The 16,948-nt window shown below is 63.7% G+C and carries 15 protein-coding genes; 2 read left to right on the top strand and 13 right to left on the bottom strand.

The window, feature by feature from the left end; genetic code table 11:
* Window positions 1–8 precede the first annotated feature (8 nt).
* The 11 genes from DNK49_RS17835 to DNK49_RS17785 form a co-directional block, all read right to left on the bottom strand.
* Entirely contained in the window at window positions 9–1,463 is a 1,455-nt protein-coding gene (locus tag DNK49_RS17835) for an NAD-dependent succinate-semialdehyde dehydrogenase (RefSeq protein WP_110527638.1), read from the bottom strand.
* Between the two features lie 37 nt (window positions 1,464–1,500).
* Window positions 1,501–2,298, bottom strand: a complete 798-nt coding sequence (locus tag DNK49_RS17830) for an aldolase/citrate lyase family protein (RefSeq protein WP_110527635.1) — start codon at window positions 2,296–2,298, stop codon at window positions 1,501–1,503.
* 10 nt (window positions 2,299–2,308) lie between these two features.
* The gene (gene hpaH, locus DNK49_RS17825; protein WP_110527632.1) at window positions 2,309–3,112 is read right to left on the bottom strand and encodes a 2-oxo-hept-4-ene-1,7-dioate hydratase; all 804 of its coding nucleotides are present in this window, start codon (window positions 3,110–3,112) and stop codon (window positions 2,309–2,311) included.
* Between the two features lie 21 nt (window positions 3,113–3,133).
* The gene (locus DNK49_RS17820; RefSeq protein ID WP_110527629.1) at window positions 3,134–3,520 is read right to left on the bottom strand and encodes a 5-carboxymethyl-2-hydroxymuconate Delta-isomerase; all 387 of its coding nucleotides are present in this window, start codon (window positions 3,518–3,520) and stop codon (window positions 3,134–3,136) included.
* A 52-nt stretch (window positions 3,521–3,572) separates the two neighbouring features.
* Window positions 3,573–4,421, bottom strand: coding sequence for a 3,4-dihydroxyphenylacetate 2,3-dioxygenase (gene hpaD, locus DNK49_RS17815; protein WP_110527626.1), 849 nt, complete (start codon window positions 4,419–4,421; stop codon window positions 3,573–3,575).
* A gap of 111 nt (window positions 4,422–4,532) precedes the next feature.
* Window positions 4,533–5,993: a 5-carboxymethyl-2-hydroxymuconate semialdehyde dehydrogenase gene (gene hpaE, locus DNK49_RS17810; protein ID WP_110527623.1), complete on the bottom strand. Its 1,461-nt coding sequence runs from the start codon at window positions 5,991–5,993 to the stop codon at window positions 4,533–4,535.
* The gene (locus DNK49_RS17805; protein ID WP_110527620.1) at window positions 5,990–6,775 is read right to left on the bottom strand and encodes a fumarylacetoacetate hydrolase family protein; all 786 of its coding nucleotides are present in this window, start codon (window positions 6,773–6,775) and stop codon (window positions 5,990–5,992) included. Before DNK49_RS17805 ends, hpaE begins: the two co-directional genes overlap by 4 nt.
* On the bottom strand, window positions 6,772–7,461 hold the full coding sequence (locus DNK49_RS17800) for a fumarylacetoacetate hydrolase family protein (protein WP_110527618.1): 690 nt from the start codon (window positions 7,459–7,461) through the stop codon (window positions 6,772–6,774). The genes DNK49_RS17805 and DNK49_RS17800 overlap by 4 nt, the downstream gene beginning before the upstream one ends.
* Window positions 7,462–7,494: 33 nt before the next feature.
* Window positions 7,495–8,826: a TRAP transporter large permease gene (locus tag DNK49_RS17795; RefSeq protein WP_110527615.1), complete on the bottom strand. Its 1,332-nt coding sequence runs from the start codon at window positions 8,824–8,826 to the stop codon at window positions 7,495–7,497.
* A complete protein-coding gene (locus tag DNK49_RS17790; RefSeq protein ID WP_207807029.1) occupies window positions 8,823–9,377 on the bottom strand; it encodes a TRAP transporter small permease in 555 nt (184 codons plus the stop codon). The genes DNK49_RS17795 and DNK49_RS17790 overlap by 4 nt, the downstream gene beginning before the upstream one ends.
* Complete coding sequence (locus DNK49_RS17785) at window positions 9,374–10,390, bottom strand: TRAP transporter substrate-binding protein (protein WP_207807028.1); 1,017 nt, start codon at window positions 10,388–10,390, stop codon at window positions 9,374–9,376. The genes DNK49_RS17790 and DNK49_RS17785 overlap by 4 nt, the downstream gene beginning before the upstream one ends.
* 161 nt (window positions 10,391–10,551) lie before the next feature.
* Between DNK49_RS17785 and hpaR the strand changes: the two genes are divergently transcribed.
* Window positions 10,552–11,121, top strand: a complete 570-nt coding sequence (hpaR, locus tag DNK49_RS17780) for a homoprotocatechuate degradation operon regulator HpaR (RefSeq protein ID WP_110527606.1) — start codon at window positions 10,552–10,554, stop codon at window positions 11,119–11,121.
* A 51-nt stretch (window positions 11,122–11,172) separates the two neighbouring features.
* Here the strand turns inward: hpaR and rocD are convergent, their stop codons facing one another.
* On the bottom strand, window positions 11,173–13,290 hold the full coding sequence (gene rocD / locus DNK49_RS25035; RefSeq protein WP_110527604.1) for an ornithine--oxo-acid transaminase: 2,118 nt from the start codon (window positions 13,288–13,290) through the stop codon (window positions 11,173–11,175).
* 95 nt (window positions 13,291–13,385) lie between these two features.
* Window positions 13,386–14,918 carry a ubiquinone biosynthesis regulatory protein kinase UbiB gene (gene ubiB / locus DNK49_RS17770; RefSeq protein WP_110527601.1) on the bottom strand — a complete coding sequence of 511 codons (1,533 nt, stop codon included), beginning with the start codon at window positions 14,916–14,918 and terminating at the stop codon, window positions 13,386–13,388.
* Between the two features lie 260 nt (window positions 14,919–15,178).
* Between ubiB and argS the strand changes: the two genes are divergently transcribed.
* A complete protein-coding gene (gene argS, locus DNK49_RS17765) occupies window positions 15,179–16,942 on the top strand; it encodes an arginine--tRNA ligase (protein ID WP_110527598.1) in 1,764 nt (587 codons plus the stop codon).
* Window positions 16,943–16,948: the final 6 nt, after the last annotated feature.

The raw sequence follows: 16,948 nt of genomic DNA, 5'->3' as shown, positions 1-16,948 counted from the left end.
GGACTGTTTTACAGGCCGCCCATGGCGAGGTATTTCAGTTCCATGTACTCGTCCAGCCCGTGGCGCGAGCCTTCGCGACCCAGGCCGGAGCTCTTTACGCCGCCGAACGGTGCGACTTCGGTCGAGATCAGGCCGGTGTTGATGCCAACCATGCCGTATTCGAGCTGACCGGAGACTCGCCATACGCGCCCGACGTCACGGGTGTAGAAATACGCTGCCAGGCCGAACTCGGTGTCGTTGGCCATGGATAGCGCCTCTGCTTCGGTGTGGAAGCGGAACAGCGGGGCCACGGGCCCGAAGATTTCTTCCTTCGCCACCGCCATCGTCGGGGTTACGTCGGCAAGGACGGTGGGCTCGAACCATGTGCCGCCCAGTGCATGGCGCTTGCCACCGCAGACGACACGTGCGCCCCTGGCGCAGGCATCTGCCACCAGCGACTCCACCTTGGTGATGGCCGGCTCGTCGATCAGCGGGCCCTGGGTCACGCCCTCGTCAGTGCCGCGGCCGACCTTGAGTGTGGCCACTGCGGTGGCGAGCTTCGCGGCAAAGGCGTCATACACGCCGTCCTGCACCAGGAAGCGGTTGCTGCACACGCAGGTCTGTCCGGCATTGCGGTACTTGGAGGCCATCGCACCGGCGACTGCCGCATCGAGGTCGGCGTCGTCGAACACAATGAAAGGGGCGTTTCCGCCCAGTTCCAGTGACAGCTTCTTGATCGTCGGTGCGCACTGCTGCATCAGAAGGCGACCAATTTCGGTCGAGCCGGTAAAGGTGAGCTTGCGCACCACCGGGCTGGCGGTGAGCTCACCACCGATTGCGCTGGCGCGTCCGGTGATCACGGAGAACACGCCCGGTGGGACGCCGGCGCGTTCGGCCAAGTCGGCCAGGGCGAGGGCGGAGAGTGGCGTCTGTTCGGCAGGCTTCAGGATCAGGGTGCAGCCGGCGGCCAGTGCCGGACCGGCCTTGCGGGTGATCATCGCGGAAGGAAAGTTCCAGGGGGTGATCGCCGCGCAGACGCCGACCGGCTCCTTGGTCACCATGATGCGACGATCGGCGGATGGTGACGGGATGACGTCTCCGTAAGCTCGCTTGGCTTCTTCCGCAAACCACTCGAGGTAGGAGGCTGCATAGGCGATTTCGCCCCGTGCTTCCGCCAGTGGCTTGCCCTGTTCGGCGGTCATGATGCGGGCGAGGTCGTCCTGATGCTCCAGCATCAGCTCGTACCAGCGACGCAGGATGCGGGAACGTTCGGCAGCGGTGCGCGCGCGCCATGCCGGAAAGGCGCGCTCGGCGGCGACAATGGCGCGCGCGGTCTCGGCGGCGCCTGCTCGAGGCACGCTGGCGAGGGTGGCGCCATTGGCCGGATCGCATACCGGCACCGTTTCTTGATTGTCTGCACCGACCCACTGGCCGTCGATGTAGCAGGCCTGGCGCAGCAGGCTAGGATCGTTCAGGTTCAGCATGGTTACTCCGGGTGGGGCCGAGGGGCCCCGGCAATCATCAGTAGGCAGCACCGGCGCGGGGGGTGCCGGCAGTCTTGAAGCGTTGGGCGAGTTGAACGGCAGCGTTGCGCAGCAGCAGGGTATCCACCCCGACGGCAATGAAACCGGCTCCCGCCTCGCGGTAGGCCTGGACCGCGGCTGGGTCGGCCGAGAACACCCCGGCTGCGCGGCCGGCGGCGACGATGCGTGCGAGGGCGTCGGCAACCGCGGTCTTGACCTCGGGATGGCCTGGGTTGCCGAGATGGCCGAGTGAGGCAGCGAGGTCCGAGGGACCAATGAACACACCGTCGACGCCCTTCACCGCAAGGATGTCATCGAGCGCAGCCAGCCCGGCGCGCGACTCCACCTGAACGATCAGGCACATCTCTTCATCGGCGCGGGTGAAGTAGCCCTCCACGCCGTTCCAACGCGCAGCGCGCGCCAGTGCCGTACCCACGCCACGGATGCCCTCGGGCGGATAACGCATTGCTCTTACCAGCGCGGATGCCTGCTCGGCCGATTCGACCATCGGTACCAGCAGGCTTTGCACGCCGACGTCCAGATACTGCTTGATGCGTGCCGCGTCGTGATCGACCGTACGGACGACCGCACTGACGGGGTAAGGTGCGACCGCCTGCAACTGGGCGAGCACGGAGCGTGGATCGTTGGCACCGTGTTCGCCGTCGATCATCAGCCAGTCGAAACCCGTGCCGGCCATGATTTCGGCACAGTAAGGATCGATCAGGCCGAGGAATACGCCAACCTGAAATTCGCGCGCGGCGAGGGCACGCTTGAAACGATTTTCCGGCATCAGCATTGATGTCTCCTTACGCGAAATGACAGGTGATGCAGCCCATCGGGCCGTAGTCGGCCTGGAAGGTGTCGCCTGGTCGAGCAGCGACCGGGCGCGTGAATGAGCCGGCGAGGATGACCTGCCCTGATTCCAGGGGCACGCCGTGGGGGGCGAATTTGCGTGCCAGCCAGGAAATGCCGTTGGCGGGGTGATTTAGCACGCCGGCGGCAACGCCGGTCTCCTCGATCACGCCGTTGCGGTATAGCAGTGCAGCGATCCAGCGCAGATCCAAGTCAAGCGGCTTGATCGGACGACCGCCGAGGATGATGCCTGCGTTGGCAGCATTGTCCGAGATGGTGTCCATGACCTTGCGCGGGCGCTTCGTTTCCGGGTCGACGCGGTGGCAGCGGGCGTCGATGATCTCGATCGCGGGGATCACGTAGTCGGTGGCGGACAGGACGTCGAACAGGGTGGTCTCCTCGCCTTCCAGCCGGCGCGAGAGGATGAAGGCGAGCTCGACCTCGACCATCGGCACAATGAAGCGGTCACCCGGAATCGTGGCGCCATCGTCGAAGAACATGTCGTCGAGCAGGGTGCCGTAGTCGGGCTCGTCGATCTGCGACGACATCTGCATGGCACGCGAGGTCAGGCCGATCTTGTGGCCCTTGATCTTTCGGCCTGCGGCGAGCTTCAGGCGTATCCCTTCGCGTTGTACGGCGTAGGCGTCGGCAATGGTGATTTCAGGATGGTCGAGTGAGGGCGCACGTACCTGCTCGCGAGCCTGCTCTGCGTCGTGCAGTCGACGCGCGATGGTGGCGATGGTGTCCGGTGCAAGCATGGTGTCTGGTCCTGTACTGGGTCAGCCCTGACGATATCGGGCATGAATGTTGTTATGTTTCCAGGTGCCGGCCTCCGAGAATTCGATCAGTTCGAGGGACAGGGCAAGGGTGCGGTTGGCGTAGAGTGCGGCGAAGTGTGTCTTCATCATCGCAAACAGGTCGTCGCCGGTCTTCTGGCGGGCTTCGGTGCTGCGTCCGGCGCCGATCTTGACCGTCGCGTGCACAAAGGCGTCGTCGGCACTGCCATCGGCAACGCAGTAGTCGACGAGCTCGATCGCCCGCGAACGGATGCCGCCGATCGGGAACACCTCCTGGGCGATCATGACCTGGTTGGCCTTGCGCAGCAGGCCGGGGATGTCGGCCGCAGGGCCGAGGTTGCGCGTATATTCGAAGATGAGGTGCGCCATCTGTGCAGGCTCCGTGTGCGGGGTGTGGGCTCTGTGGGGGTTGGCGATGGGGTCAGACCGGGAATACCGCGTTGATCTGCCCCGTGCCCGAGCTACCGAAGAAGGGTGTGATCACCTCGGTCCGGCCTTCGTAGGCGTCCCAGCCGAGCGCACCCAGCAGCATGGCGGTGTCGTGCATGAAGCCTTCGCCGTGACACTTGTCGGCGTACTCCGGCAGCATCGCGCAGAAGGTCTTCCAGTCGCCACGCTGCCACATATCGACGACCGCATGATCCATGGTCTCGAGGAACGGGCTCCACATTTTGTGCATGAACGCCTCGGCCACTCCGTTTTGCGCGAAACGGTGTGACAGCGAGCCGCTGGCGAAGAAGGCCACTGTGCCGTCGTAGTGCTCTTCCACAGCCTTGCGCATTGCGGCGCCGAGGCGCACTGAGTCTTCCAGGTTATGGACAGTGCACAGGGCCGATACCGAAACGACCCGGAAGTGACGGTCGGCGTTCATGTAACGCATTGGCACCAGGGTGCCGTACTCCAATGCCAGCGTGGTGGCGTCATGAGCACGGGTATGTACCCCGGCGGAGGTTGCTCCTTCAGCCAGGATGTGCCCAAGGGTCGGGTTGCCGTCGTAGGCATAGGGCATGTTCTTGATGAAGTGGGGCAACTCGTTGCTTGTGTAGACGCCTTCAAAGTGGGGGGCGCAGTTGACGTGATAGCCGGAGTTGACCAGCCAGTGGGTGTCGAACACGACGATGGTGTCTACCCCGAGCTCGCGGCAGCGGCGGCCGATTTCGATGTGGCCGTCGATCGCCGGTTGCCGGCAGCCCTTGTGCGGGCCGTCGAGTTCCGACAGGTACATCGACGGGACGTGGGTGATTTTTGCGGCGAGGGCCAGTTTGCCCATGGTGTTCTCCTCTTGCTCGATTCTGGAATGGATGCTGCGCGTGTTCTCTCTGCCGGTGCGGGGGGTGGGCCGTGTTCTGTGCGCGGTCCCGCCACCTCATCGATGTGCGCTTCACACACCCCAGCGCGGGATGTGGTGGCTGCCGTAGGACACGGCGATGTTCTTGGCTTCGCAGAACACCTCATAGCTGTAGTGGTTGCCTTCGCGCCCGGTTCCCGATGCCTTGGAGCCGCCAAAGGGCTGGCGCAGGTCGCGCACGTTCTGGCTGTTGACGAAGGTCATGCCGGATTCGATTGCCTTTGCCAGACGGATGGCGCGACCGGTGTTGTTGGTCCACAGATAGGACGACAGGCCGTAGACGGTGTCGTTGGCGATGCGCACCGCATCCTCCTCGGTCTTGAACGGGATGATGCAGGGCACCGGGCCGAAGATTTCCTCCTGGGCGATGCGCATGCGGTTGTCGACGTTGGCGAACACCGTCGGCTGCACCCAGAAACCATTCTTGAACCGGTCGTCGAGCTGCGGCGTGCCGCCGCCGAACACCAGCTCGGCGCCTTCCTGCCTGCCCAGCTCGATGTAGCCATTGACCTTGTCCTGGTGCCCTTTCGAGATCATCGGGCCGATGATGGTGGTGGGGTCCATCGGGTCGCCCACGGTAAGCTTCGCGGCGCGGGCGGTGAAGTCGGCGACGAAGCGGTCGTAGATCGTCTGCTGCACGATGATCCGCGAGCCGGCGGTGCAGCGTTCACCGTTGTTGGAGAAGATCATGAAGATCGCGGCGTCGAGCGCGCGCTCGTAGTCGGCGTCGTCGAAGATGATGAAAGGTGACTTGCCGCCGAGTTCCATCGAGAACTTCTTCAACCCGGCTGCCTTGACGATGCGATTTCCCGTGGCGGTGGAGCCGGTGAAGGAGATCGAGCGCACGTCCGGGTGCGACACCAGTGGCTCGCCAGCCTTGTCGCCGAAGCCGTGCACCAGGTTGAACACGCCGGGAGGAATGCCCGCTTCCAGCACCAGTTCAGCGAGCCGGGTGGCGGTCAGCGGCGAGAGTTCGCTCATCTTCATCACCGCGGTGTTGCCGAAGGCCAGGCAGGGTGCGGTCTTCCAGGTGGCGGTCATGAACGGTACGTTCCATGGCGAGACCAGTGCGACCACGCCCACCGGCTGCCACAGGGTGTAGTTCAGGTGGCCGGTGTCGGAGTCGTAAGTCTCGCCGTGCATGTGCTGGATCAGCTCGGCGAAGTAGTAGAAGTTGTCCGCCGCGCGCGGCACCAGAACACGTTTGGTCTGGTTGGTGACCTGGCCGCAGTCGGCGGTCTCCAGGTCGGCAAGTTCATCCACACTGGCGGCAATCAGGTCGCCGAGGCGGCGGATCAGGCGCGCGCGCTCCTTGACCGGCGTGGCGGACCAGCCGGGAAATGCGGCCTTGGCGGCAGCGACCGCGGCGTTGACTTCGGCCTCTCCGCCGCTGGCCACCTGCGCGAGGACTTCGCCGGTCGCCGGGTTGAGGGTCTCGAAATGGGCGCTACTGTCGACCTGCTTGCCGCCGATGAGGTGTTTGATGGTGTTCATTGCGCATTTACTCCTTGCTTGTCGACGCCGAACCAAGTGGCGTCATCGACGATGGTGTTGGTGAGGCAGCCGATGCCCTCGATTTCGGTATCGATCACATCGCCGACCTTGACATCGGCCAGGCCTTCAGGGGTGCCGGTCAGGATGATGTCGCCGGGTGAGAGGGTCATGAAGGAGGACAGGTATTCGATCAGCGTCGGAATGTCGAAGATCATGTCGGCGGTCGTACCCTGTTGGGTGACGGCGCCATTGACCCGAGTGGTGAGGGCAAGCTTCATGGGATCGGCAATGTCGTCGCGATCGACCCACCAGGGGCCGAGCGGGGTGCATGCGTCGCGGTTCTTGACCCGCAGGTTTGGGCGATACCAGTTTTCCAGGTAGTCGCGAATGGCATAGTCGTTGGCGACGGTATAGCCGGCTACGTGCTCCATCGCATGGGCTTTGGAAATGCGGTACCCGGACGTGCCAATGATCACGGCCAGTTCGCATTCGTAGTGCATGTAGGTGGCATCTGCCGGGCGGCGACTGATGCCGCGGTGGCCGGTGAATGCGTTTGTGCCCTTGAGGAAGACCAATGGCACCTCCGGAGCCTTGAAGGCCAGCTCCTTTGCGTGATCGGCGTAGTTCAAACCCAGGGCGAAAACGGTTCTGGGGGTGACAGGTGGCAACCAGACGACCTCGTCTTCGTTGATGATGCGGCCATCGACCAGTTGCAGTTGGTGCTCGCCATGCGGCACGGCTTGGTGGACGGCCCCCGTCCAGGCAATGCGTGCGTGCTTCATGACGTGAGTGCCTCCGTGCGGGTATGGATCGAGAACTCGAGACTGCCGAGTGGGCCTGCAGTGATCCTGACCTGGTTGCCGGCAGCAGCTTGAGGGGCCAGGTATTCGACGCCGACCAGCAACATGTCACCAACGCTCAGGGTCATGAATTCGGTCACATCGGTGAGTAGTTGCGGCACATCGCGCACCAGATCGGCCAGTGAACGCTCCGCCACTGGTTGGCCGCCGATGAACGTGGTGAGGACGATCGTGGATAGCGTACCGATTTCACTTGCAGGCCGTACTTCGGCGACGGGGCAGGCGCCATCGAAACACTTCTCGCGGATTGCCGGTCGGTAGTAGCTTGAATGCGGCAGGCTAAGGTCGGCCACCAAGGCGTAGCCAGCGACGACGTCCATGGCTGTATCGGTGCTCAGCCGCGCTGCCGGTGCGCCGATCACGATACCGACCGTGGCGCCGATCTCGACCGCGGATTCGTCTGCGGGCAGGGTTATGGCTGCGCCATTGCCGACCACCGTGTTGGCGGGCTTCAAGTACATGGCAGGGGCCTTGGGGGCACCCTTGTATGGCGCATCATCAACTGCGGTGCCGAAGCGGGCAATCGAGTGGTGATCGTTCAGCACTACACCATAGATTGTCCCGCTCACAGGGGGCGGTGAGCTTATGCAGAAAGGTGTAATTGTCATTGTTTTTTCGTTCGGTGATGAGTGTTGAATTGTTCAGCCACCTGTGGCGTGGACCAGCCACAGTGCAATGCCGGGCACGAAGATCAGCAACCCGATGCGCACGAAGTCCGAGGCCAGAAACCACAGCACACCGCTTGCCGTGTCCCGCATCGGAACGTTGCGAGCGAGCTTGTTGATGACGTATAGGTTCATACCTACCGGAGGCGTGACCAGGCCGATCTCCACGACCATCAGGGCGACGATGCCGAACCAGATCGACTTGTCCGAGTCGGACAGTCCGTAAAAGTCCAGGCCCATGATGACGGGGTAGAAGATGGGGATGGTAAGCAGGATCATGGCCAGCGAGTCCATCACGCAACCCAGCACCAGGTAGATCAGCAAGATGGCGAGCAGCACCAGCAAGGGCTCGAAGCCGCTGGTCTTGACCCAGGTGGCCAGCTCCGCCGGCAATTGCGACAGGGCCAGCGAGGCGTTGAGGAGATCGGCGCCGAGCAGTACGACAAAGATCATTGCGGTGGCATGTGCCGTGCCATACACGCTTTGCACGAAATCCTTCGTTTTCATGCCGCCCGTGACGGCGGCAATCAGACCGCAGGCCGCGGCGCCAATCGAGGCCGCTTCGGTCGGGTTGGCCCAGCCGCCATAGATGCCGATGATCACCACGGCAAAAACCAGCAGCACCGGCAGGATGCCGAGTTGAGCACGCACCATGGTGCCCAGACTGGCCCGCTTGCCCGCAGGCCCGGCGTCCGGGTCGCGCCTGACCACCAGCCAGATCACCGCGAGATAGCCCAGCGCAGCCAGTATGCCCGGGATCACCGCGGCGACGAAGAGTTTGCCGATGGACTCCTGGGTCAGTACCGCATAGATGACGAGTGGCACCGAGGGCGGAATCAGGATGCCGAGCGTACCGCTTGCAGCGAGGGTAGAGGTCGCGAGCTTGCCCGAGTAGCCGTGGGCGCGAAGTTCCGGCAAGGCAACCTGTCCCATCGTTGCCGCAGTTGCCAGCGACGAACCGCAGATCGCGCCAAATGCAGCGCAGGCTGCGGTTGACGCCATTGCCAGTCCGCCGCGCCAGTGGCCGATCAGCGTTCCGGCGGCGCGGAACAGGGCCTTCGACAGTCCTCCGTGGGTGGCGAATTGTCCCATCAGGATGAAGAGCGGAATCACCGCCAGGTCATAGTTGGACAGTCGTGCATAGACCAGATTGTTCAGGGTGAACATCAGGCCGGCAGACTCCCAGGTATTCACGGCAAGGTAAATGGCTGCGCCAGCAATGAACATGGCGATGCCGATGTGGATGCGGACGGCCAGCAGACCTAGCAGGCCGGCAAATCCGATGACGCCGATCATAGTGCCACTCATGATTTGGCTCCGCCTTTGGATTGCTGGTTGATGGCACTTACCACTCGATACCCCGCACACAGGCTCATCAGTGCCAAGCTGGGGACGAGTGCCGCAACGGGAATCCACACCGGCAAGGAGACCAGAGGGGTGACTTCGCCAGCCTCCTGAATGGACATGGCGGCAAGCCCGGTACGCCAGGCAAGCAGTCCGGCGACAACGGCGAGCAGCAGGTCGGCGATGGCATCCATGTAGCGCCTGGCGGCGGGGCGCATGCCTTCGGTGAAGAAATCGACTTTGAGATGTTCGCCCAGCAGGGTGCAGTAGGGCAGGAAGGCTGCAGCGGCCACCGCAGTTCCGCACTGCATCAGCTCGATGTCACCATTGACTGAGCCGAAGCCGAGTTTGCGCCCGATGATGGATACCAGGGACATCGCGATGAGGCCGATGAACAACGCACCTCCCGTCAGTGCCATGGCCTTGGCTGCGAGGTTTAGCAGTTGCTCTGTTGGACCGTGCGCCACCAGTTCGTGGGGTTGGCCCATCGGGTCATGAGTTGTGGTCGCACTCATTTGCGTGCCGCCAAATCGCGTGCAGCTTCGGCTAGTGCGCTACCGTCGAGGCCCCGGTCGTTCATCGACTTGATCCAGTCGGCTTCCACCGGTGCGGTGGCCCTCTTCATGGCGTCGAACTCGGCCGTCGAGAATTGATGAATCGTGTTACCGCGACTTTTGACTTTGGCGCGCGAGGCCGCCGCTTCCTCTTCCCAGACGCGGCCAAACTCAGCCACAAGAGGGGGACCGCTGTAACGGTCGATGATGGCCTTCAGATCGGCAGGCAGCGCATCATATTTCTGTCTGTTCATCAACATCGTGAGTACGGTCGTGGCAGGATAGGGCATGCCTGAAGCGGGCTCCGCATGAAAGCGCGAGACTTCGTCAAGCTTGGTGGGTGAAACCAGCTCCCAGGCGCCCATTGCGCCGTCGACCACCCCCTTGGATATGGCCTCGGTCATCTGTGCAGGGGGCATGGCTACCGGGCTGCCGCCCAGTGCGGCGAGGGTCTTGGCGGCCATCCGTCCGGACGCACGCAGTTTGAGTCCGGTGATGTCGCTCATGCCCTGAATGTTGCGTTTCGAGGTGTGCAAAGCCATCCCGCCGTCAACATGTACGGCAAGAACCTTGAACGCGTCGAACTCCTTCTGCGCGTGCTGTTCGTAAAACGACCATGCCGCGAGGCTGCCCGTGTGGGCGTCGGTCACAACGAAGGGGAGTTCCAGTGCTTCGATGACCGGAAACCGCCCGGCGGAGTAACCCGGCGCGGTCCACACGACATCCGCTACCCCATTCCTGACTTGATCGACGAGCTGAGGGGGGGTGCCGCCCAGTTGCATCGAAGGGTAAATCTGACACGCGATGCGCCCGCGGGACTCCTTGTTCAATGCGTCGCACCAGGGTTGCAACACCTTCTGTTGAGCAGGCGCTACCGCCGGAAGGAAATGCGCCACCTTCAGCGTGACGGTCTGGGCTGCCGCCTGAAATGACATCGCTGTCAGCGACGCTGCGATAAGCATGCGAATGTTCATGGTCTCCATTCCTTGCCCATGCCGAGTATCGGCGGGTGTTTGTTAATATGTTAGTAATTAAACTGCTAACATGTTAGTAAGTCAACCGGTAGAATCAAATGCGCAGACTGCTACCATTTGCCCTGCCCAAACCCGTTCATCTACCGCAAGGAGCGCCGCTCATGCCGCGCAAGATCGTCTTTCGAAATCTGCCTCTACTGCTGTTGCGGGCGCGTGAAAGTGTGCTCGCGCACTTTCGACCCATCCTCACCCACTATGGATTGACCGAACAGCAGTGGCGGGTCATGCGTGCCTTGAGCGAACAGGAAGAACTTGAGCCGTGGCAGATCTGCGAGGCGTGCCAGATCCTGAGCCCCAGCTTGGCCGGCGTGCTGGCACGCATGGAAGATGTGGGGCTAGTGGAACGGCGGCGTGTGCCAGAGGATCAGCGGCGGGTGCTGGTTCGCCTGACGGAGCACAGTCAGTCACTGGTGCTACAGATTGCACCACTGATCGAGGCCCAGTATCACCTGATCGAGCAGGCGATCGGCAAGGATATGCTGGACAATATCTACGCTACGCTTGATCGCCTCCTGGTGTTTGAATCCACGCCGGTCGAGCATGTCGTTCTTCCCCGCGTTTCGGATGTGGCTGGCGGTTTGAGCGGCGAGGGGCGCAGTCGCGTCGGAAACGGAGTTCCAACGCGACGTGCGGGTGTGAGCAAGCGGAAACCGAAGGCTGTGGGCGCCTAGGCCGCCTCTTCAATTCCCGCTTTGTGACGTTGGTTGCGTGCAAACCAGCGCTCAGGCTACAAAACTTGCCAGCGTTTCCACTACCCACTCCGCCCCGTGATCCAGTTCGTCTTCCGTGATCGTCAGTGGTGGAGCAAGGCGGATCACGTTGCCGTGCGTGTCACGGGTGGCGATGCCGCGGACCAGCAGGCGTTCGGCGGCTTGCGCTGCGGGTGCGATTGCCGGGTCGAGCGCGATGCCGATCAGCAGGCCGCGACCGCGGATCGCGCGGATGCACGGCAGATGTGCGTCGGCCAGGTGTCGGCGAAGCCGCTCGCCCATGCGTTCGGCGTGCTCCCATGGCCGGGTTTCGGCCAGTAGCGCCAGCACTTCCAGTGCTACCGCAGCGCCCAGCGGATTGCCGCCAAAGGTCGAGCCGTGGTCGCCGGGGTGAAACACGTCCATCACCCTGCGGTCGGCAAGGAAGGCCGATACCGGCATCAGGCCGCCGCCCAGCGCCTTGCCCAGGATCAGGCCGTCGGGACGCACACCCTCATGGTCACAGGCGAGCAGGCGGCCGGTACGACCCAGACCGGTCTGCACTTCGTCGGCGATCAGCAGGACGTCGTGGTGCCGGCAGATCTCGGCGCAGTGCGCCAGATAGCCGGCGGGTGGCACGACAATGCCGCCTTCGCCCTGGATCGGCTCGACCAGGAAGGCAGCGGTGTCGGGGGTAATGGCCGCTTCCAGTGCGTCGGCATCGCCAAAGGGGATGCGCTGCAGGCCCGGGGGGAAGGGGCCGAAGCCCGCTTGATACTGCGGATTGGACGACAGGCCGACGATGGCGATCGAACGTCCGTGGAAGTTGCCGTCGCAGGCGATGACCGTGGCTTGACCAGGGGGGACGCCCTTGATTGTATAAGCCCATTTGCGGGCGGCCTTGAGCGCGGTCTCGACGGCCTCCAGCCCGGTATTGACCGGCAGCGCGCGCTCATAGCCGAAGGTGGCACACAGGCGCTCGAGCAATAGCGGCAGGCGGTCGTTGGAGAAGGCGCGCGAAGTCAGTGCCAGCCGGCGGGCCTGGTCCTCCAGCGCGCGCAGCAGGCGTGGGTGGGTGTGGCCGAAGCTGACTGCCGAGTAGGCGCTCATCATGTCGAGATAGCGCCGGCCTTCCACATCCCACAGCCAGACTCCTTCGCCCCGATGAAAGACGGCGGGTAGTGGTGCATAGTTGCCCGCGCCATGATGGCGCTCGCGCTCGCGCAAGGTGTAGCTGCCGGGGCCGAGTGCGGCCTGGGCCAGTTCTGCCACCCAGCGGGCAACCTGTCCGCCGCTGTCGAGATCCGGCCGGTACTCGACGATCTCGAGGCCGACCAGGTCGCCGCAGTTGCGCAGGGTCAGCAGGACATCGGCCAGCGCCTGTGGGTCGAGCCCGTCGGGCTCCGGGCAGCTGACCGCGGGGATGGCTGCGGGGTCCAGCGCATCGAGATCGATGCTGACGCCAAAGCCGCTTTGCCCGTCGCTGCCGCGGACAATGGAGAGAGCTTCGCAGAACACCGTGGGCAAGCCACGACGATGAATCTGATCGATGTCGAACACGCGTACCCCAAGTTGATGGAGACGGGTACGTTCTTCGGGCTCCCAGGCGCGGGCGCCGACGATGCAGACCCGGGAGGGGTCGAATCGGGGGCCGGCCACCTCGGTCAGGCTCGAATGGCCGAGGCCCAACAATGCTGCCAGCGGCATGCCATGGATGTTGCCGGAATGGGTCGAATCGGCCGTGTGGCTGTCGAGATGGGCATCGATCCAGAGCAGGCCCGGCGCGCTTCCCAGGCGGCGGCCGATGCCGCGCCAGGTCCCGACGGCAACCGCGTGGTCACCGCCGAGGACCAGCGGGAAACGGCCCGCTTCGAGTGCGGCGAGATGGCTGGACAGGCGCTGCGCGAATGCTGCGTTGGCGCGCAGGCGTGCGTCCATGTCCGTCGCGGCCTCTGGCAGATCAAGTGGCCGCAGGGTTTCGGACCATACGCAATGGATGCCGGCGTTGGTCAGACGCTCGCACAGGCCGCTGCGTTGCAGTGCGTCAGGTGCGTCGGCATTGCCGGGAAAGGGGGCCCCCAGTGCCGATGCCGCACCGATGATGGACAGGCCTTCGTAGGGGCCAAGCAGGTGTCGTGTTGCCGTCGTCATGATGCACCTCCCATTCCGCCCGATGGCGGGTGCTGGCGTGACGTCATGCCGGTTGGACGGCCGTGGCGGAGAAACGTTCTATCGTTCCTGCATTATCACAAGCCCAGCAGGCGCCACACTTCGATGGCCAGCAGTGCAAGGGCGAAGACGCCGACCAGCCCGAGCAGGCGACCCTGGCGACGTTGCAGGCGTTGCAGTTCGAGCAGCCGCTGCTGCTGCGCGGCGTACTGCTTGCCGCTGTCGTTCAGCGCGTGATGAACCAGGCGCGGCAACTGCGGCAGGGTGCCGGCCCAGCTCGGCGCCTCGTCCTGGATGCCGCGGACCAAGGCACGCCAGCCCATCTGGTCGTTCATCCAGCGTTCGAGGAAGGGCTTGGCGGTTTTCCACAGATCAAGCTCGGGGTCGAGCTGCCGGCCCAGGCCTTCGATGTTGAGCAGGGTCTTCTGCAACAGCACCAGTTGGGGCTGGACTTCCATCTCGAAGCGGCGCGCGGTCTGGAACAGGCGCAGCAGGGTCTTGCCGAAGGAGATGTCCTTGAGCGGCTTGTCGAAGATGGGTTCGCATACGGTGCGGATCGCGGCCTCGAACTCGTCCACCCGGGTCTTGGCGGGCACCCAGCCGGCTTCGATGTGGGCCAGTGCCACACGGCGATAATCGCGCTTGAAGAAGGCGAGGAAGTTCTGCGCGAGGTAGTTCTTGTCGACTTCGTTCAGCGTGCCCATGATGCCGAAGTCGAGCGCAATATAGCGGCCGTCCAGGTGCACCAGGATGTTGCCCGGATGCATGTCGGCATGGAAGAAACCGTCGCGGAACACCTGGGTGAAAAAGATCTCCACGCCAGCGCGTGACAGCGCCGAAAGGTCGGTGCCCTGGGCCTTGAGCGCTTCGGTCTGTGAGATCTGCACGCCGTGCATGCGCTCCATCACCATCACGTTGCGGCCACAGAAGTCCCAGTACACCTCGGGGACCATCAACAGCGGCGAATCCTTGAAATTGCGCCGCAACTGCGAACAGTTGGCGGCCTCGCGCATCAGGTCGAGTTCGTCGTTGAGATACTTGGTGAACTCGGCCACGACTTCACGCGGCTTGAGCCGGCGGCCTTCGGGCCAGATCTTCTCCAGCACCACGGCGGCGACTTCGAGCAGGGCCAGGTCGTGGGCGATGACGTGCTCGATGCCGGGGCGCAGCACCTTGACGGCGACTTCGGTGCCATCGGGCAACTCGGCAAAATGCACCTGGGCGACGGACGCGGAGGCCACCGGAGTACGCTCGAAGCGACGGAAGACGTCATCCACCGGCTTGCCATAGAAGTCCTGCAGGACAGCCAGGGCCTGCTCTGTCGGAAAGGGGGGCACCCTGTCCTGCAGTAGCGCCAGTTCGTCGGCCAGGTCGGGCGGCAGCAGGTCGCGTCGGGTCGACAGCATCTGGCCGAATTTGACGAAGATGGGCCCGAGCGACTCGAGCGCCAGGCGCAGGCGTACCGAACGACTCTCGTCAAAACTGCGCCAGAAGAACACCCGGTTCCAGATCCGTGCCAGCCGCCCGCTGCTGTCGGCATCAAGAATCATGCGATCGAGGCCGAAGCGCAGGCTGACGGAGACGATCTTGGCAAGACGCAGGAGACGCACGTTGAGCGGGCCGGTGTGAACGGAACCCCGGACTTTAGCCGGAAAGCGGCGGGGGTGGAAGCGGGGCGCACACCTTGTCTTCCGCATGTGCTGCAGCGGGCGGCGCGGCGAGCCTGCGGCGGGAAAAGGCTGCGATAGGCACGCAAGGGGCTGTTCTGGTGGCTGATGCCGCCCTTTCCGGCAACGAACGGACACAAGCCGCGCCGGGTGGTGCAGCCCGATCCGCTATAATCTGTGGTTTCGATGTTTCAGAAGCTGCCATGAGCGCCGACCCCAAAGTCCAACTTGCCGACCTGCTGAAAACTGCCCTGAAGAGCGTTGCGCCCGATCTGGCTGACACGCCGATCCTGCTCGAGCGCCCCAAGCAGGCCAGCCACGGCGATTTCGCCACCAATCTCGCGCTGCAGCTGGCCAAGCCGCTCAAGCGCAACCCGCGCGAACTTGCCGCCCTGCTGCTGGCGGAGCTACCGCCGTCTGCACTGGTGGCGAAGACGGAAGTGGCCGGCGCCGGTTTCATCAATTTCACCCTGGCTTCGTCAGCCAAGACCGCCGTGGTGGCCGAGGTGCTGGCGCGTGGCACCGACTTTGGTCGTGGGACGAGCAAGGGCGTGAAGGTGCAGGTGGAGTTTGTCTCCGCCAATCCCACCGGGCCGCTGCATGTCGGCCATGGCCGAGGGGCCGCTTACGGTGCTTCGCTGTCCGACGTGCTGGCGTTTGCCGGTTACGACGTCACCCGCGAGTATTACGTCAACGATGCCGGCCGGCAGATGGACATTCTGGCGCTATCGACCTGGCTGCGTTATCTCGCCGGTTTTGGCATTGCCATCGATTTTCCGCCCAACGCCTACCAGGGCGACTATGTGGTGACCATGGGGCAGGAATTGCGCAATGCGCATCAGGATCGTTTTGCCAAGGTGACGGCCGCGCAGGTGCTGGAAGGCACGCCTGGTTTGCCGCCGGTCGAGCGCAAGGACGACGAGGCCAAGCAGCAGCGTGAATTGCACCTCGATGCGTTGATCGCCAATGCCAAGCGTCTGCTGGGGGCTGACTATCCCTGGGTGCATGGGTTTGCACTCAACGAACAGCTCAGCGACGGTCGCGAGGATCTGGCCGAGTTTGGCGTGCATTTCGACAAGTGGTTCTCCGAACAGAGCCTGTTCGACACCGGTCTGGTCGAGCGCGCGGTCGCCCAACTCGAGCAACAGGGCCACATCTACCTGCAGAACGGTGCCAAGTGGTTCCGCTCCACCGCCTTCGGCGACGAGAAGGACCGTGTGGTGCAACGCGAGAACGGGCTTTACACCTACTTCGCATCCGACATCGCCTATCACCTGAACAAGTACGAGCGCGGCTTCGACCTGATGATCGACATCTGGGGCGCCGATCATCACGGATACATCCCGCGGGTGAAGGGCGCGATTGCCGCCCTGGGTCTGGTGCCGGAAAAACTGCAGGTTGCGCTGGTGCAGTTTGCGGTGCTGTACCGTGACGGGCAGAAGACCTCGATGTCGACCCGTTCGGGTGAGTTCGTGACCTTGCGCGAGCTGCGCAAGGAAGTCGGCAACGACGCCTGCCGCTTCTTCTACGTGCTGCGCAAGTCTGATCAACACCTGGATTTCGATCTGGATCTGGCCAAGAGCCAGAGCAACGAGAACCCGGTCTATTACGTGCAGTATGCGCACGCCCGGGTCTGTTCGGTGCTTAACCAGTGGGGGGGCGAGCGCAGCGAACTGGCCGCGGCCGATCTCGGTCAACTGTGCAACGAGCGTGAGCTGGCTTTGTGCGCACGTCTGGCCACGTTCCCGGAGGTGGTGCAGTCGGCAGCAGCCGATTACGCGCCGCATCAGATCGCCTTCTACCTGAAGGATCTGGCCGCCGACTTCCACAGTTGGTACAACGCCGAGCGCATGCTGGTGGACGACGAGGCCGTGAAGCTGGCACGTCTGGCCCTGGCCGAGGCGGTTCGCCAGGTGCTGAGCGGCGGTCTGGCGGTGTTGGGCGTGTCCGCACCCGAGTCGATGTGAAGCACG

The organism is Parazoarcus communis SWub3 = DSM 12120 (assembly GCF_003226565.1).
GTDB lineage: Bacteria > Pseudomonadota > Gammaproteobacteria > Burkholderiales > Rhodocyclaceae > Parazoarcus > Parazoarcus communis.
The sequence above is the reverse complement of the archived record's forward strand: the minus strand, read 5'-3'. Positions and strand labels throughout refer to the sequence as shown.

Coding starts and splice junctions, on each gene's coding strand:
- rocD (WP_110527604.1), bottom strand. CDS start 13,290: ATGACGACGGCAACACGACACCTGCTTGGCCCCTACGAAGGCCTGTCC.
- DNK49_RS17790 (WP_207807029.1), bottom strand. CDS start 9,377: ATGAGTGCGACCACAACTCATGACCCGATGGGCCAACCCCACGAACTG.
- hpaR (WP_110527606.1), top strand. CDS start 10,552: ATGCCGCGCAAGATCGTCTTTCGAAATCTGCCTCTACTGCTGTTGCGG.
- DNK49_RS17820 (WP_110527629.1), bottom strand. CDS start 3,520: ATGGCGCACCTCATCTTCGAATATACGCGCAACCTCGGCCCTGCGGCC.
- hpaH (WP_110527632.1), bottom strand. CDS start 3,112: ATGCTTGCACCGGACACCATCGCCACCATCGCGCGTCGACTGCACGAC.
- DNK49_RS17805 (WP_110527620.1), bottom strand. CDS start 6,775: ATGAAGCACGCACGCATTGCCTGGACGGGGGCCGTCCACCAAGCCGTG.
- DNK49_RS17795 (WP_110527615.1), bottom strand. CDS start 8,826: ATGAGTGGCACTATGATCGGCGTCATCGGATTTGCCGGCCTGCTAGGT.
- argS (WP_110527598.1), top strand. CDS start 15,179: ATGAGCGCCGACCCCAAAGTCCAACTTGCCGACCTGCTGAAAACTGCC.
- DNK49_RS17830 (WP_110527635.1), bottom strand. CDS start 2,298: ATGCTGATGCCGGAAAATCGTTTCAAGCGTGCCCTCGCCGCGCGCGAA.
- hpaE (WP_110527623.1), bottom strand. CDS start 5,993: ATGAACACCATCAAACACCTCATCGGCGGCAAGCAGGTCGACAGTAGC.
- hpaD (WP_110527626.1), bottom strand. CDS start 4,421: ATGGGCAAACTGGCCCTCGCCGCAAAAATCACCCACGTCCCGTCGATG.
- DNK49_RS17835 (WP_110527638.1), bottom strand. CDS start 1,463: ATGCTGAACCTGAACGATCCTAGCCTGCTGCGCCAGGCCTGCTACATC.
- DNK49_RS17785 (WP_207807028.1), bottom strand. CDS start 10,390: ATGAACATTCGCATGCTTATCGCAGCGTCGCTGACAGCGATGTCATTT.
- DNK49_RS17800 (WP_110527618.1), bottom strand. CDS start 7,461: ATGACAATTACACCTTTCTGCATAAGCTCACCGCCCCCTGTGAGCGGG.